The organism is Pseudomonas sp. Y39-6 (genome assembly GCF_023651955.1).
In the GTDB taxonomy this organism is placed as follows: Bacteria; Pseudomonadota; Gammaproteobacteria; order Pseudomonadales; family Pseudomonadaceae; genus Aquipseudomonas; species Aquipseudomonas veronii.
On the sequence record NZ_CP069594.1, the window covers coordinates 6,513,014 to 6,529,074 of the forward strand.

The window sequence follows — 16,061 nt, forward strand, 5'->3', positions numbered from 1 at the left end:
GCTTGCCCCCGATGCAGGCGACTCGGTCTAGAGCCTCACACTGGCAAACGTCGACTCATTGCGCGCCTGGCTCAACGCCGACATCGGCCCCGACAACGGGGACAACACCAACGCCGGCGGAATCGGCATCATCGCCACCTGCTGGGTGGTGTTGGAACCGACGCGCTCATCCCGTGGCGGAATACCGAAGTATTCGCGGTAGCACTTGGAGAAGTGCGGCGTGGACACGAACCCGCACACCGACGCCACTTCGATGATCGACATCGGCGTTTGCTTGAGCAACTGCCGTGCGCGAATCAGGCGCAGCTTGAGGTAGTAGCGCGACGGCGAGCAGTGCAGGTATTTCTGGAACAGCCGCTCCAGCTGGCGCCGCGACACGGCGACGTACACCGCCAGCTCATCCAGGTCGATCGGTTCTTCGAGGTTGGCTTCCATCAGCGCAACGATTTCCTGCAACTTCGGCTGGTTGGTGCCGAGCATGTGCTTGAGCGGCACACGCTGGTGATCCTGTTCGTTGCGGATGCGCTCGTACACGAACATCTCGGAGATCGCCGCCGACAGTTCACGGCCGTGGTCGCGGCTGATCAGGTGCAGCATCATGTCCAGCGGCGCGGTGCCGCCGGAGCTGGTGAAGCGGTTGCGGTCGAGGGTGAACAGGCGGGTGCTCATCGACACGCGCGGGAAGGCTTCCTGCATCGACGCCAGGCATTCCCAGTGCACGCTGCAATCGAACCCATCGAGCAGCCCGGCGCAGGCCAGGGCCCAACTGCCGGTACACACCGCGCCGAGGCGACGGGACTGGCGCGCCTGGCTTTGCAGCCACGACACATGTTCACGGGTGACGGTGCGCTGGATACCCACGCCGCCGCACACGATGACGGTGTCCAGGGCCGGGGCTTTGTGCATGGCGGCATCGGGGGTGATTTGCAGACCGTCGCTGGCCCACACCTGGTTGCCGTCGACACTCAGGGTTGTCCAGCGATACAACTCGCGCCCGGACAACTGGTTGGCCATGCGCAGCGGTTCCACTGCCGAAGCCAGGGAAATCAGCGTGAAATTGTCCAGCAGCAGAAAGCCGATGGATTGAGGCGCACGGTTCTGGGGTTGGGCCCCGGAGTTGAACGACGTCATCGCGGTATCTCCTCACACAAAGCGGGTGATGGCCTCAGGCGAGGCTCTTGTTATTGCGCTCGTCTCTGATGCAGAGAGAGGCGTTGAGTTGATAGAGCAATTGCCATGCCTAAATTTGAATGGCCATTCAATAACTCCTGAAAACGACCTCTTGATGTGTCTAGACAAGCCCCTGCACGAAGTGCGGAATATGCCCCGAATCGGCGGCGCAAGCGGCCCCGTTCAAGGGCTGTGAGCAGATCGGTAGCACTTGTGGGTAGGCGCTTTGAGGGCGAAGCAAGCGTCTGTCACCGCAGGCACGGGTGACGGGTGGTCGGAGGGGAAAGTGTTTGGGGGGTACTTATCTGTTTGCGACGCGCTAAAAGGTGGCGCTTTTGGTTTTGGTGTTCACTTTATGAGCAGGGTTGTTTGGACTGGCGCTATCGGGGGCAAGTCGAATCGTCGCACCGCCCCTCCCACATCTGAAATGCGTTCCCCTGTGGGAGGGGGCTTGCCCCCGATAGCGGCGACGCGGTCTCAACACTCAACCGCACTGACCGCCAACCCACCCCGCGACGTCTCTTTGTACTTGTCATGCATGTCCGCCCCCGTATCGCGCATGGTGCGGATCACCCGGTCGAGGGAGATAAAGTGCTGGCCGTCGCCGCGCAGGGCCATCTGCGCGGCGTTGATCGCCTTCACCGCGGCAATCGCGTTGCGCTCGATACACGGCACTTGCACCAGGCCGCCCACTGGGTCGCAGGTCAGGCCGAGGTTGTGTTCCAGGCCAATTTCGGCAGCGTTGCACAGTTGCTCCGGGGTGGCGCCGAGGATCTCCGCCAACCCCGCCGCCGCCATGGCGCAGGCTGAGCCGACCTCGCCCTGGCAGCCGACTTCGGCGCCGGAGATCGAGGCGTTCTTCTTGCACAGAATGCCCACCGCCGCCGCGCTGAGCAGGTAGTCGACCACGTTGGCTTCGGTGACGTCGTCGCTGAACTTCATAAAGTAGTGCAGCACCGCCGGGATGATCCCCGCCGCGCCATTGGTCGGCGCGGTGACCATGCGCCCGCCGGCGGCGTTTTCTTCGTTGACCGCGAGGGCGAACAGGTTGACCCACTCCATCGCGCTCAAGGTCGAGCCGATCACGTTGGGCTTGCTCAACTCCAGCAAACTTCGGTGCAACTTGGCGGCGCGACGGCGCACATTCAGGCCGCCGGGCAGGATGCCTTCGTGCTTGAGGCCCTGCTCGACGCACGCCTGCATGGCGCGCCAGAGCGTCATCAGGCCGCTGCGGATTTCATCTTCGGAGCGCCAGACTTTTTCGTTGGCCAGCATCAGCTCGGCGACGCGCAGGTTATGGCTCTTGCACAGTTGCAGCAGCTCCACCGCGCTGGAGAATTCATAGGGCAATGCGCTGCGGTCCATATCCGCCACGCCGCTTTGCGCCTGGGCTTCATCCACCACAAAGCCGCCGCCGACGGAGTAGTAGGTGTCGCGGTGCAACTCGCCGTCAGCACCGAACACCACCAGGGTCATGGCATTGGGGTGGAACGGTAGGTTTTCGTCGAGCAGGCGCATGTCCCGCGCCCACACGAAAGGCACCGGTAAACGCCCGTCCAGCAGCAGCGTGTCGGTCTCGCGCAGGGTGTGGATACGCAGGCCGATCTGCGCCGGATCGATTGCGTCCGGCCACTCGCCCATCAGGCCCATGATGGTTGCGGTGTCGCTGCCGTGGCCGATGCCGGTGGCCGACAATGAGCCGTAGAGCTGAACTTCGACGCGCCGCACCTGTTCCAACCATTCACGTTCACGCAACCGTTGAACGAACAACGCTGCGGCGCGCATGGGGCCGACGGTGTGAGAACTCGAAGGCCCGATGCCGATCTTGAACAGGTCGAAAACACTGATAGCCATTGCCGTGGAACTCCTCGATAAGCACAGGCCAGGCTTGAACGAGGTGCTACGCTCAGATCGCCCAGATGGCGGCATCATCAGGCTTTTATCCGCCATCACGGCGTCTCACACCGACGCAACCATGCTCATCAGCGTCGCTCACGAGCAAGGGCCTGTTTTGGGCGTTTTTAGCGGTGCAGATGGGTAAAAACAGCGGTTTTTCCTTAGGAAAAATCTGTAAACGACGTCACCGACACTGGATGCGACCCTGCCTGTACTGGATACGACGCCCCCTGTAGGCGTCAGATTTTCACTGGTACATGATCAGTCTCGACTCGTTGGCAAGGCACCGTGCCGCCGCCTCAAAGCACGTTCCAACCGCAACACTTATAAAGCGCGGCGAATGCCGCCAGAAAGCACACAGGAGTCTAGCCCCATGAAAGGTTCACCCTCGTTGTTGTTGGCCGCCATGCTGAGTCTGCCAGTCCTGGCGCACGCTGCAGAACCGGCACAATGTCAGACCGTCAACTTCTCCGATGTCGGCTGGACCGACATCACCGTCACGACCGCGACCACCAGCGAAATCCTCAAGGGCCTCGGCTACAAGCCGCGCACCACGATGATTTCGGTGCCGGTGACCTACAAGTCCCTGGCCGACGGCAAGAACATGGACATCTTCCTCGGCAACTGGATGCCGACCATGGAAAACGACATCAAGGCATACCGTGATGCCGGCACCGTGGAAACCGTGCGCGCCAACCTGGAAAACGCCAAGTACACCCTGGCCGTTCCCGAGGCGCTGTATGACAAAGGCCTGAAAGACTTCGCCGATATCGCCAAATTCAAGGATGAGCTGGAAGGCAAAATCTACGGCATCGAACCCGGCAACGACGGCAACCGCACCATTCAAACCCTGATCGACAAGGACGCGTTCGGCTTGAAGTCGGCCGGTTTCAAAGTCGTCGAGTCCAGCGAAGCCGGGATGCTGTCGCAGGTCGAACGCGCCACCAAGCGCGGCAAGGCCATCGTGTTCCTCGGCTGGGAACCGCACCCGATGAACACCCGCTTCAAGATGAAGTACCTGACCGGGGGTGACGACTCGTTCGGTCCCAACTACGGCCAGGCCACCATCTACACCAACGTGCGCAAGGGCTACACCCAGGAATGCAGCAACGTCGGTCAGTTGCTGAAAAACCTGTCGTTCACCCTGAACATGGAAAGCACCCTGATGGGTAACGTCCTGGACGACAAGATGAAACCCGACGCCGCGGCCAAGGCCTGGCTGAAGAAGAACCCGCAAGTGCTCGATACCTGGCTTGCCGGTGTCACCACCGTCGATGGCAAACCAGGTCTGGAGGCCGTCAAAGCTTACCTCGCCAAGTAATCCCTGCTGACCCCGGGCTGGTGCGCTGGCCCGGGATGTTTTCCCCTTCGCATGTGGACATTCACTACCATGCTGACTGAACAGAAAATCCCACTAGGCCAGTACATCGCTGCCTTCGTCGAATGGTTGACCCAACACGGTGCCAACTACTTCGACGCAATCGCATCGACCCTGGAAACGATGATCCACGGCGTGACGTTCGCGCTGACCTGGTTCAATCCGCTGGCATTGATCGGTCTGATTGCGCTGCTGGCTCACTTCATTCAACGTAAATGGGGCCTGACTGTTTTTGTCATCGCCTCCTTCCTGCTGATCCTCAACCTGGGGTACTGGCAGGAAACCATGGAGACCCTCGCGCAGGTGCTGTTCGCCACCCTGGTCTGCGTGGTCATCGGCGTGCCGCTGGGCATTGTTGCCGCGCACAAACCGATGTTCTACACCCTGATGCGGCCGGTGCTCGATCTGATGCAGACCGTACCGACCTTCGTCTACCTCATCCCTACCCTGACCCTCTTCGGGCTGGGTGTGGTGCCCGGGTTGATTTCCACGGTGGTGTTCGCGATTGCCGCGCCGATCCGCCTGACCTACCTGGGTATCCGTGACGTACCGCAAGAGTTGATGGACGCCGGCAAGGCCTTCGGCTGCTCGCGCCGTCAATTGCTCTCGCGCATTGAACTGCCCCACGCCATGCCGAGCATTGCTGCCGGCATTACCCAATGCATCATGCTGTCGCTGTCGATGGTGGTGATCGCCGCCCTGGTGGGTGCCGACGGCCTCGGCAAGCCGGTGGTCAACGCACTGAACACCGCCGACATCGCCCTGGGCTTTGAAGCCGGCCTGGCGATCGTGCTGCTGGCCATCATGCTCGACCGCATCTGCAAACAACCCGACGCCAAAGTAGGGGGTGATGCATGAGCATTATCCGATTCGACAATGTCGACGTGATCTTCTCCAAAGACCCACGCGAAGCGCTCAAGCTGCTGGACCAGGGCATGAGCCGTAACGAGATCCTGAAAAAGACCGGCCAGATCGTCGGCGTTGAAAAAGCCAGCCTGGATGTGGAAAAAGGCGAGATCTGTGTGCTGATGGGCCTGTCGGGCTCCGGCAAGTCGAGCCTGCTGCGCTGCATCAACGGCCTCAACACCGTCAGCCGTGGCCAGTTGTTCGTCGAGCATGAAGGGCGCCAGATCGACATCGCCTCCTGCACCCCGGCCGAGCTGAAAATGATGCGTACCAAACGCATCGCCATGGTGTTCCAGAAGTTCGCCCTGATGCCCTGGCTGACCGTGCGCGAGAACATCAGCTTCGGCCTCGAAATGCAGGGCCGCCCGGAGAAAGACCGGCGCAAGCTGGTGGACGAAAAGCTCGAACTGGTGGGCCTGAGCCAATGGCGTAACAAGAAGCCGGACGAACTCTCCGGCGGCATGCAGCAGCGCGTCGGCCTGGCGCGGGCGTTGGCGATGGACGCCGACATCCTGCTGATGGACGAACCCTTCTCCGCCCTCGACCCGCTGATCCGCCAAGGCCTGCAGGACGAGTTGCTGGAGCTGCAAAGCAAGCTGAGCAAGACCATCGTGTTCGTCAGCCACGACCTCGACGAAGCCCTCAAGCTCGGCAGCCGCATCGCGATCATGAAAGACGGCAAGATCATCCAGTACAGCGTGCCGGAAGAAATCGTGCTGAACCCGGCGGACGATTATGTGCGTACCTTCGTCGCACATACCAACCCGCTGAACGTGCTGTGCGGGCGCAGCCTGATGCGGACGCTGGACAACTGCAAACGCATCAACGGCTCGGTGTGCCTCGATCCGGGCGGCGACTCGTGGCTCGACCTGGCCGAAGGCAACACCATCCGGGGCGCACGCCAGAATGGCGCGGTGATGAACCTGCAGAACTGGGCACCGGGGCAACCCGTGGAAGGCCTGGGCCGCCTGCCGACACTGGTGGACTCGAATATCGGCATGCGCGATGCGCTGCAGATCCGCTACCAGACGGGCAACAAGTTGGTGTTGCACGACAACAACCAGGTGGTGGGGATCCTGGGGGACAGCGAGCTCTACCATGCCCTGCTGGGCAAGAACCTGGGCTAACAAACACCGCAAAACCAATTGGAGAAACAGGGTCAAAATGTGGGAGGGGGCTTGCCCCCGATAGCGGTGTATCAGTAACAGATGAGCTGACTGACACACTGCAATCGGGGGCAAGCCCCCTCCCACATTTTTTGCCCCAGTGGTGTCAGTGGGGACACCACCAGGCTTCAACCATCAGCTATAGACACGGCCAAGGAGCTGCCGATGGCTTTCAAACTGATCGAGCACGTCCCGGGTGATCTGTTCCTGGGCGAAGCCCATCAGGTCGTACTCCTGAGGCCCGTTGTGCAGGTACACCTCGGCCCGGTAGTAACGGGCGCGCTCCGCCTCGGGCAGTTCGTCCGACGCCACCGCGTAGCCGTCCAGGCTCACTTCGTAGACAAACGGGTTGCCCTCTTCCATCTCGATACGCACGCCGATGCAACGCTTGGATTTGCCCAACAGGGTCTGCACGTCCAGCCCCTGGTCGCGCAACGCCTTCGTCGCGTCTTCCAGTGCCGGCGTGACGTGCTTGTCCATAAAGCGCTGCACCGTGGCCTGGCTCGGTTGCAGGTCCAGGGCGGTCAAGCGCTCGCTGAAACCACGACGGCCACGCTCGGCCAATTGCGCCTGCTCCAGTTCCGTCGCCATGTCCTGGCGCATCGCCTTGTGCAAACCGAACATAAAGACAATCAGCACCACCGAGAACGGCAGCCCCGCCAGCACCACCATGGTTTGCATGGCTTCGAAGTTACCCGCAAACAGCAGGCCGATAGTCACCAGGGTGATCACCGCCGACCAGAAGATCCGCAGCCAGTGCGGCGCGTCTTCGTCCACGTTGCCGCCTTTGCAGGACAGGTTGGCCATCATCACCGCGCCGGAGTCCGCCGGGGTCAGGAACAGCACGAAGCCGACAAAGATCGACACGCCGATGACGATTTTCGACGCCGGGTAATGCTCCAGCAATTGGTAGATGGCCATCGACGGTTGTTCCAGCGCCGTCTTGCCCAACGCCACCGCGCCCTGGTTCAACACCAGGTCCAGCGCCGAGTTACCGAAGATCGACAACCACGCCAGGGTGAAGCCCAGCGGGATCAGCAGCACGCCGGCCACCAGTTCACGCACCGTGCGACCCCGGGAAATCCGTGCGATGAACATGCCCACAAACGGCGCCCAGGAAATCCACCAGGCCCAGTAGAACAGGGTCCACAGGCCCATCCAGCGTTCGGTCTTGTCGGCGTCGCCTTCGTACACATACAGGTCGAAGGTTTTCAGGAGGATGCCGTTGAGGTAGTCACCGGTGTTCTGCACCAGGCCGTTGAGCAGGTGCAGGGTCGGGCCGAACAACAGCACGAAGATCAGCAAACCGCTGAACAACACGATGTTGAGGTTGGACAGGCGACGAATGCCGTTCTCCACCCCCGACACGGCGGCAATGGTCGCCACAGTGCTCATCACGATGATCACGATCAGCAGGTTGGTGTTGCTGTGCTGCATGCCAAACAGGTTTTCCAGGCCGGACGACACCTGCATCGCGCCGATACCGAGGTTGGTCACCAGGCCCAGCAGGGTCACGAACATGCCGAACCCGTCCACCGCATGGCCGGCCGCGCCTTTGACCCAACGCTCGCCCACCAGCGGGTACAACGCCGAACGCAGGGCCAGTGGCTGGTTATGGCGGTACGCGAAGTACGCCACGGCCAGGCCGACCAGCGCATAGATCGCCCAGCCGTGCAGGCCCCAGTGCAGGAAGGTCAATTGCAGCGCCTGGCGCGCCGCGCCGTTGCTGGCGGCCGCGCCTTCGGGCGGGTTGAAGTAATGGTCCAACGGCTCCGATGCGCCGAAATACAGCAACGAGATGCCGATACCCGACGAAAACAGCATGCCGGCCCAGGCGCCGTAGCTGAAGTCCGGGGTGTCGTCCTTGCTGCCCAGCTTCAGCTTGCCGTAGGACGAAAACGCCAGGCCGACCACGAACACCAGGTAGGCGGCGATCACCAGCATGTAGTACCAGCCGAAGCTTTTCGATAACCACGCCTGCGCCACGCCGAGCATCCGGCCGGCCTCTTGCGGGGCGACGATCAAAATGGCGGTCAGCAACAGAATCAGTGCGGTGGAGGTGTAGAACACCCAACCGTTGACCCGCACCTTTTCCGGTGGGGTTTTTATTAGAGAGGCAGAACTCATGGCGCAGATGCTCCAGGCAGTGCGAGAGAGAAACACAAGGCAGCGGTGATCCCGTGCTCATCGATTTTTCGGCAGTCGACGGACGGGTGTTATAAAGACACCCCGAAAATTCTTGAGCCCGCCGAAGCGGTGTTCAGGCTCTGAAATGGCCTGTTTCAAGGATTTTCACAGGTGTCAGATGTCGCCACCTACCTGTAGGAAATACCGGCAGGCAGCGACCATTTGTCGCAGAGCTTATTCTTTGTTGATTGAACGTTCAATCAAAACAAAATAGACTGGCCATCGAGTCGACGGACGTCATCGCCCGCCGGCAGGCCTGAGGAGAGGTACTCCATGCCCAAGGTCGGTATGCAACCCATACGCCGCCAACAACTGATCGAAGCCACGCTGACGGCCATCGATCAAGTCGGAATGGGAGATGCCAGCATTGCGCTGATCGCCCGTTTGGCCGGCGTTTCGAACGGCATCATCAGTCACTACTTCAAGGACAAGAACGGCCTGATCGCGGCCACGATGCGGTACTTGATGAATGTGCTGATCGAGAACGTCCACGAGCGGCGACAAGCGTTGACGGAGGACACGCCACGGGCGCACCTCCAAGTGATCATCGGCGGCAACTTCGACGCCAGCCAGGTCAACGGCCCGGCAATGAAAACCTGGTTGGCCTTCTGGGCGACCAGCATGCACCACCCGTCTTTGCACAGGTTGCAGCGGATCAACGATCACCGCCTGTATTCCAACCTGTGCTGCCAGTTCCGCCGCGTGTTGCCGCTGCCGGATGCACGCAGCGCAGCCCGAGGCCTGGCGGCCTTGATCGACGGTTTGTGGTTGCGCGGCGCCCTGTCGGGAGATGAATTCGACACGGCGCAGGCGCAACGGATCGCTTACGAATACATGGATTTCCAATTGGCCAAGCAGGTGAGTTAGAGCACACATAACCGCTCAACCCCTGAACCTCCACTGATCGGTGTTGCCAGACTCTTATTGGCCACCCCTCAGTGGTTAACGCCAACCACTTATGCACTTGCGAGGACTTTATGGCCCGTTTCGACCTGCAAAAACTCTACATTGACGGCGGCTACAGCGACGCTGGCAGCGATGCCACCTTCGAAGCCATCAACCCGGCTAACGGTGAAGTTCTCGCCCAAGTGCAACGCGCAACGTTCGATGACGTTGAACGTGCCGTGGTCAGCGCTGAAAAAGGCCAGAAAATCTGGGCCGCCATGACCGCCATGGAGCGTTCGCGCATCCTGCGTCGTGCCGTCGACATCCTGCGCGAGCGCAATGACGAACTGGCCGCCCTGGAAACCCTGGACACCGGTAAATCCTTCTCCGAAACCAAGTACGTCGACATCGTCACCGGCGCCGACGTGCTGGAATATTACGCGGGCCTGGTGCCAGCCATCGAAGGCGAGCAGATCCCGCTGCGCGACACCTCGTTCGTCTACACCCGCCGCGAGCCGCTGGGTGTGGTCGCCGGTATCGGCGCGTGGAACTACCCGATCCAGATCGCCCTGTGGAAATCCGCACCGGCCCTGGCCGCCGGTAACGCGATGATCTTCAAACCCAGCGAAGTCACCTCGCTGACCACCCTGAAACTGGCGGAGATCTACACCGAAGCCGGCGTTCCGGCCGGTGTGTTCAACGTGTTGACCGGCAGCGGCCGCGAAGTCGGCACCTGGCTGACCGAGCACCCGCGCATCGAGAAAGTCTCGTTCACCGGCGGCACCGACACCGGCAAGAAAGTCATGGCCAGCGCCTCCAGCTCTTCGCTCAAGGAAGTGACCATGGAACTGGGCGGCAAATCGCCGCTGATCGTGTTCGAAGACGCCGACCTGGACCGCGCCGCCGACATCGCGATGATGGCCAACTTCTACAGCTCCGGTCAGGTCTGCACCAACGGTACTCGCGTGTTCGTGCCCAAGCACCTGCAAGCCGCGTTCGAAGCCAAGATCGCCGAACGTGTTGCGCGCATCCGCATCGGCGACCCGCAGGACGACAACACCAACTTCGGCCCGCTGGTCAGCTTCGCCCACATGGAAAGCGTGCTCGGCTACATCGCCAAGGGCAAGGCCGAAGGCGCTCGCGTGCTGTGCGGCGGCGACCGCCTGACCGACGGCGACTTCGCCAAAGGCGCCTTTGTTGCCCCGACCGTGTTCACCGACTGCACCGACGAAATGACCATCGTCCGTGAAGAAATCTTCGGCCCGGTGATGAGCATCCTCACCTACGAGACTGAAGAAGAAGTGATCCGCCGCGCCAACGACACCGACTTCGGCCTCGCCGCCGGCCTGGTGACCAAGGACCTGAACCGCGCCCACCGCGTGATTCATCAACTGGAAGCGGGCATCTGCTGGATCAATGCCTGGGGCGAGTCCGACGCGAAAATGCCGGTCGGTGGCTACAAGCAGTCGGGCGTGGGCCGTGAGAACGGGATCAGCTCGCTGAACAACTTTACCCGCATCAAATCGGTACAGGTCGAGTTGGGCGATTACGCCTCGGTGTTCTAAGCCTGAGCCTTGCGTTGCCTGTGAGGCCGCTATCGGGGGCAAGCCCCCTCCCACATTTGAATTGTGAATACCTTCAAAGGTGGGAGGGGGCTTGCCCCCGATGAGGCCCGACCTGACCACACTTCAAAGAGGGTGCATTCAATGTCCCAAGAATACGACTACATCATTGTGGGTGCCGGCTCCGCCGGTAACACCCTGGCGACCCGTCTGACCGAAGACGAAGGCGTCACCGTCCTGCTGCTGGAAGCCGGCGGCCCGGATTACCGTCTCGACTTCCGCACCCAGATGCCCGCCGCCCTGGCGTTCCCGCTGCAGGGCCGTCGCTACAACTGGGCCTACGAGACCGATCCAGAGCCGCACATGGACGGCCGTCGCATGGAATGCGGGCGCGGCAAGGGCCTGGGCGGTTCCTCGCTGATCAACGGCATGTGCTACATCCGTGGCAACGCCATGGACTACGACAACTGGTCGAAACTGCCCGGCCTGGAAGACTGGACCTACCTCGACTGCCTGCCGTATTTCCGTAAAGCCGAAACCCGCGACATCGGCCCCAACGACTACCACGGCGGCGACGGCCCGGTCAGCGTGACCACGCCCAAGGCCGGCAACAACCCGCTGTTCCACGCCATGGTCGAAGCCGGCGTACAGGCCGGTTACCCACGTACCGAAGACTTGAACGGCTACCAGCAGGAAGGCTTCGGCCCGATGGACCGTACCGTCACGCCAAACGGCCGGCGCGCCAGCACTGCGCGCGGTTATCTGGACACGGCTAAAAAGCGTTCCACCCTGACCATCGTCACCCATGCCCTGACCGACAAAGTGCTGTTCGAAGGCAAGCGTGCGGTCGGCGTGCGTTACCTGATCGGCGCCGCCGAAGAACGCGTCGAAGCCCGTGCGCGTAAAGAAGTGCTGGTGTGCAGCGGCGCCATCGCCTCGCCGCAACTGCTGCAACGCTCCGGCGTCGGCCCGGCCAAACTGCTCGAAAGCCTCGACATCCCGGTGGTCCACGACCTGCCCGGCGTCGGCGAAAACCTGCAGGACCACCTTGAGCTGTACCTGCAATATGCCTGCACCCAACCGGTGTCGCTGTACCCGTCGCTGCTCTGGTACAACCAACCGGCCATCGGTGCCGAGTGGCTGTTCAACGGCACCGGCATCGGCGCCAGCAACCAGTTCGAAGCGGGCGGTTTTATCCGTACCCGGGAAGACTTCGATTGGCCGAACATCCAGTATCACTTCCTGCCGGTGGCGATTAACTACAACGGCAGCAACGGCGTGAAAGAGCATGGTTTCCAGGCGCACATGGGCTCCATGCGTTCGCCGAGCCGTGGCCGCGTGCAATTGAAGTCGAAGAACCCACGGGACTACCCGAGCATTCTCTTCAACTACATGGCCACCGAGCAGGACTGGCAGGAATTTCGCGATGGCATCCGCCTGACCCGCGAAATCATGCAGCAGCCGGCGCTCGACCCGTTCCGTGGCCGCGAAATCAGCCCGGGCATCGAGGTGCAAACCGACGAGCAACTCGACCAGTTCATCCGCGAACACGCCGAGACCGCGTTCCACCCATCCTGCTCGTGCAAGATGGGCAACGACGAGATGGCCGTGGTGGATGGCGAAGGCCGCGTGCATGGCATGCAGGGCCTGCGGGTGGTCGATGCGTCGATCATGCCGATCATCACCACCGGCAACCTGAACGCGCCGACGATCATGATCGCCGAGAAAATCGCCGACAAGATCCGTGGCCGCAAGCCACTGCCGCGCAGCACCGCGGACTACTACGTGGCAGGCGATGCGCCGGTGCGGGGCAAGCCGATGCGTGAAGTGGGGCCGACTGCGCAGTAACTGGGAGACCGTGTCGCCCTATCGGGGGCAAGCCCCCTCCCACACTTCGATTTGTGAATACATTCAAAATGTGGGAGGGGGCTTGCCCCCGATAGGGCCCGACCCAACACCGCAAACCTTACGCCTACACTCTCCTTGATCCGCTCCCCAGCCCAGGCCTACTCTGTTCGTCTGCCCGCGCTGAGCCGCCCACAAGGAAGGCCCCATGTTCGAACACCACGCCACACTCAAAAAGCATTTCAGTGCCCTGCGCACCACCGCCGAGTTTTTCTCCCTGCGTTACGTGCGCGAATCCGGCCACTACCTGTCGGTGCGCAAGAACGTCGCCGCACCACCGCACCTGAACCACGACGAAGGCGCCATGCTCACCGTGCGCGTCAACGGTGTCGAAACCTACGCCGCGACCCACGATATTTCCCTGCCCGGCCTGCAAGCTGCGCTCGAGCGTGCCGAACAGCAAGCACGCCTGATAAAACCCCACGCCCTGCTCGACCTGCGCGAGCAACACGTGTCCAGCGACGTCGCCGATTACCTGTCGCCCCACCTTGAGCAAGCCTTCCCCTCCTTGAGCGACTGCTACCAATTGCTCGGCGCTGAATCCGCAGCCGTGCCCCGGGACGAGCGCCTGGTGAACTGGGAAGTCAGCCTCGGCCTGAGCCACGTCGAACAGATCTACCTCAACAGCGCCGGCGCGGAACTGCGCCAGGCCCAGCGTTTTGTGTTCCCTGGCGTCAACGTCACGGCCTACGACGGCAACGACAGCCAGTCGCGCACCCTCGGCGGCAGTAACTTCGGCCAGCAAGGCGGGTTTGATGTGATCGAGCGCTTCGGCCTGGTCGGCGCCGCGCCGCGCATCGCCGACGAAGCCCTGCAACTGCTGCTGGCGCCGAACACGCCGCAGGGCCCGCGCGACCTGCTGTTGATGCCCGACCAGATGATCCTGCAGATCCACGAATCGATCGGCCATCCGCTGGAACTCGACCGCATCCTCGGTGACGAGCGCAATTACGCCGGCACCAGTTTTGTGAAGGCCAGCGACTTCGGCCACCTGCAATACGGCTCCAAACTGCTCAACGTGACCTTCGACCCGGACATCCCCGAACAACTGGCCAGCTACGGCCACGACGACGACGGCACCCCGGCCAGCAAGCAATTCCTGATCCGCGAGGGGCTGCTGCTCAAGCCGCTGGGCGGGGCGTTGTCGCAATTTCGCGCGGGCATGAGCGGCGTCGCCAACAGCCGCGCCAGCAGCTGGAACCGCCCGCCGATCGACCGCATGGCCAACCTGAACATCGAGGCCGGCGACCAGAACCTGGCGCAACTGATCGGCGGCATCGAACACGGCATCCTGATGTCGACCAACCGTTCGTGGTCCATTGACGACGCGCGCAATAAATTCCAGTTCGGTTGCGAATGGGGCCAGTTGATCGAAAACGGCGAACTCAAAGGCGTGGTGAAAAACCCCAACTACCGCGCCATTTCCGCGCAGTTCTGGCGCAAGCTCAGCGCCGTGGGCGACGCCAGCACCTTCCAGGTGTTGGGCACGCCGAACTGCGGCAAAGGCGAGCCCAACCAGGTGATCCGCGTCGGCCATGCCTCGCCCGCCTGTGTATTCAGCCATGTCGACGTATTTGGGGGAGACGCCTGATGAACAACTTCAAGGCATTGGTGGAGTGGCTCAAGCAGGCCCTCACCGACAAAGAACAATTTCACCTGGGCTACGCCGCGGAATCGTCCGAATTCGTGCGTTTCAACCATGCCAAGGTGCGTCAGGCCGGGCAGGTGCAACAAGCCAGCCTGACCCTCAAACTGATCAACGACGGCCGTCATGCCGACCTCGGCATCACCCTCGGCGGCGAGCCGGCGCTGGACCGCCAGCGCCTCGCCGCTGGCCTGCAACAACTGCGCGAAACCTTGCCGTTGCTGCCACACGATCCGTACCTGTTGCTGAACCACAACGCGTGGCAGAGCCAAAACGAACAGGCCCGGCCGCTGCCCGAGCTGGGCCAGGTGCTGGAAGACATCAGCCAGGCGGCACACGGCGTCGATCTGGTCGGTTTCTACGCCGCTGGTCCGATCAGCCGTGGCTTCGCCAGTTCGGACGGCGCGTTCGGCTGGCATCAGGCCAATAGTTTCAACTTCGACTTCAGCCTGTTCCACGCCAACGGCGAAGCGCTCAAAGCCAGTTACGCCGGCAATGAATGGAACAGCGCCGAGTTCGCCCGCCGCTTCCAGCAGGCTCGCGAACAGCTGGAATTCCTCGGACGGCCACTGCACAAGCTGGCGCCCGGCGAGTACCGCGCCTACCTGGCGCCGGCGGCCCTGGAAGAAATCATCAGCATCATCACCTGGGGCGGTTTTTCCGCCCAGGCCATCGCCAGCAAAAGCAGCTCGCTACAGCGGCTGTATGCCGGCGAGCAGGCGTTGAGCACGCTGGTGACGGTGGATGAGCACATCAGCGGTTCCCTGAGCCCGGCGTTCTCCAGCGAAGGCTACCCGTGCAGTGACGTCACGCTGATCAACGCCGGCCAGGGCGCCGGCCAACTGGTCAATTCGCGCAGCGCCGCCGAATACGGCCTCAGCACCAACGGCGCCAGCAGCGACGAGTCCCCCAGCGCGTTGCAGATGGCGGCGGGCAGCCTGGCCCAGGCCGATATCCTCAAGCAATTGGGCACCGGGCTGTACATCAGCAACCTGTGGTACCTGAACTACTCCGACCTGCCGGCAGCGCGCCTGACCGGCATGACGCGGTTCGCCACGTTCTGGGTGGAAGACGGCGAGATCAAGGCGCCGGTCAGCACCATGCGCTTCGATGACAGCGTCTACAGCCTGCTCGGCTCACAACTCGAAGCGCTGACCGCAGAGCGCGAACTGTTGCTGTCGGCCAGTACCTACAGCCAGCGCAACACCGCGTCCAATCTGTTGCCGGGGGCATTGGTCAAGCGCCTGACCCTGACCCTCTGACCGACAGTAGTCTGCTTGTGGGAGGGGCCCCCTCCCACATTGTTTTGTGTTGATTTCAGACGTCTTGTTTCGACATGTCCTACAGCTAAATCAGACCTC

General features: G+C 62.0%; 11 protein-coding genes. 8 read left to right on the forward strand and 3 right to left on the reverse strand.

Features of this window, described 5'->3' with window-relative positions; all coding sequences use genetic code 11:
* Positions 1 to 27: 27 nt before the first annotated feature.
* Positions 28 to 1,131, reverse strand: coding sequence for a choline metabolism transcriptional regulator GbdR (gene gbdR / locus JN756_RS29750; protein WP_017844931.1), 1,104 nt, complete (start codon positions 1,129 to 1,131; stop codon positions 28 to 30).
* A gap of 516 nt (positions 1,132 to 1,647) precedes the next feature.
* Positions 1,648 to 3,024 (reverse strand): L-serine ammonia-lyase, encoded by a 1,377-nt coding sequence (locus JN756_RS29755; RefSeq protein WP_017844932.1) that lies wholly within the window; start codon positions 3,022 to 3,024, stop codon positions 1,648 to 1,650.
* 415 nt (positions 3,025 to 3,439) lie between these two features.
* On the opposite strand from JN756_RS29755, the gene JN756_RS29760 reads away from it, so the two are divergent.
* The 3 genes from JN756_RS29760 (at position 3,440) to choV (ending at position 6,477) form a co-directional block, all read left to right on the forward strand.
* The gene (locus JN756_RS29760; RefSeq protein WP_017844933.1) at positions 3,440 to 4,387 is read left to right on the forward strand and encodes a choline ABC transporter substrate-binding protein; all 948 of its coding nucleotides are present in this window, start codon (positions 3,440 to 3,442) and stop codon (positions 4,385 to 4,387) included.
* A gap of 69 nt (positions 4,388 to 4,456) precedes the next feature.
* Complete coding sequence (choW, locus tag JN756_RS29765; RefSeq protein WP_015886271.1) at positions 4,457 to 5,302, forward strand: choline ABC transporter permease subunit; 846 nt, start codon at positions 4,457 to 4,459, stop codon at positions 5,300 to 5,302.
* Complete coding sequence (gene choV / locus JN756_RS29770) at positions 5,299 to 6,477, forward strand: choline ABC transporter ATP-binding protein (protein ID WP_046381796.1); 1,179 nt, start codon at positions 5,299 to 5,301, stop codon at positions 6,475 to 6,477. The genes choW and choV overlap by 4 nt, the downstream gene beginning before the upstream one ends.
* Before the next feature lie 174 nt (positions 6,478 to 6,651).
* Here choV and JN756_RS29775 read toward each other — a convergent pair whose 3' ends face one another.
* Positions 6,652 to 8,586 (reverse strand): BCCT family transporter, encoded by a 1,935-nt coding sequence (locus JN756_RS29775; RefSeq protein ID WP_231590018.1) that lies wholly within the window; start codon positions 8,584 to 8,586, stop codon positions 6,652 to 6,654.
* A gap of 390 nt (positions 8,587 to 8,976) precedes the next feature.
* On the opposite strand from JN756_RS29775, the gene betI reads away from it, so the two are divergent.
* The 5 genes from betI to JN756_RS29800 all read left to right on the forward strand — a co-directional run bounded on the left by betI (position 8,977) and on the right by JN756_RS29800 (position 15,962).
* Positions 8,977 to 9,570, forward strand: coding sequence for a transcriptional regulator BetI (gene betI / locus JN756_RS29780; protein WP_017844937.1), 594 nt, complete (start codon positions 8,977 to 8,979; stop codon positions 9,568 to 9,570).
* Positions 9,571 to 9,680: 110 nt separating this feature from the next.
* On the forward strand, positions 9,681 to 11,153 hold the full coding sequence (gene betB / locus JN756_RS29785; RefSeq protein WP_017844938.1) for a betaine-aldehyde dehydrogenase: 1,473 nt from the start codon (positions 9,681 to 9,683) through the stop codon (positions 11,151 to 11,153).
* Positions 11,154 to 11,294: 141 nt separating this feature from the next.
* Entirely contained in the window at positions 11,295 to 12,998 is a 1,704-nt protein-coding gene (gene betA, locus JN756_RS29790; RefSeq protein ID WP_057003932.1) for a choline dehydrogenase, read from the forward strand.
* A gap of 205 nt (positions 12,999 to 13,203) precedes the next feature.
* The gene (locus JN756_RS29795) at positions 13,204 to 14,646 is read left to right on the forward strand and encodes a TldD/PmbA family protein (RefSeq protein ID WP_046381792.1); all 1,443 of its coding nucleotides are present in this window, start codon (positions 13,204 to 13,206) and stop codon (positions 14,644 to 14,646) included.
* Complete coding sequence (locus tag JN756_RS29800; RefSeq protein ID WP_201021616.1) at positions 14,646 to 15,962, forward strand: TldD/PmbA family protein; 1,317 nt, start codon at positions 14,646 to 14,648, stop codon at positions 15,960 to 15,962. The genes JN756_RS29795 and JN756_RS29800 overlap by 1 nt, the downstream gene beginning before the upstream one ends.
* The last annotated feature ends 99 nt before the right edge of the window (positions 15,963 to 16,061 follow it).

Coding starts and splice junctions, on each gene's coding strand:
- betB (WP_017844938.1), top strand. CDS start 9,681: ATGGCCCGTTTCGACCTGCAAAAACTCTACATTGACGGCGGCTACAGC.
- JN756_RS29755 (WP_017844932.1), bottom strand. CDS start 3,024: ATGGCTATCAGTGTTTTCGACCTGTTCAAGATCGGCATCGGGCCTTCG.
- betI (WP_017844937.1), top strand. CDS start 8,977: ATGCCCAAGGTCGGTATGCAACCCATACGCCGCCAACAACTGATCGAA.
- choV (WP_046381796.1), top strand. CDS start 5,299: ATGAGCATTATCCGATTCGACAATGTCGACGTGATCTTCTCCAAAGAC.
- JN756_RS29800 (WP_201021616.1), top strand. CDS start 14,646: ATGAACAACTTCAAGGCATTGGTGGAGTGGCTCAAGCAGGCCCTCACC.
- choW (WP_015886271.1), top strand. CDS start 4,457: ATGCTGACTGAACAGAAAATCCCACTAGGCCAGTACATCGCTGCCTTC.
- gbdR (WP_017844931.1), bottom strand. CDS start 1,131: ATGACGTCGTTCAACTCCGGGGCCCAACCCCAGAACCGTGCGCCTCAA.
- betA (WP_057003932.1), top strand. CDS start 11,295: ATGTCCCAAGAATACGACTACATCATTGTGGGTGCCGGCTCCGCCGGT.
- JN756_RS29795 (WP_046381792.1), top strand. CDS start 13,204: ATGTTCGAACACCACGCCACACTCAAAAAGCATTTCAGTGCCCTGCGC.
- JN756_RS29760 (WP_017844933.1), top strand. CDS start 3,440: ATGAAAGGTTCACCCTCGTTGTTGTTGGCCGCCATGCTGAGTCTGCCA.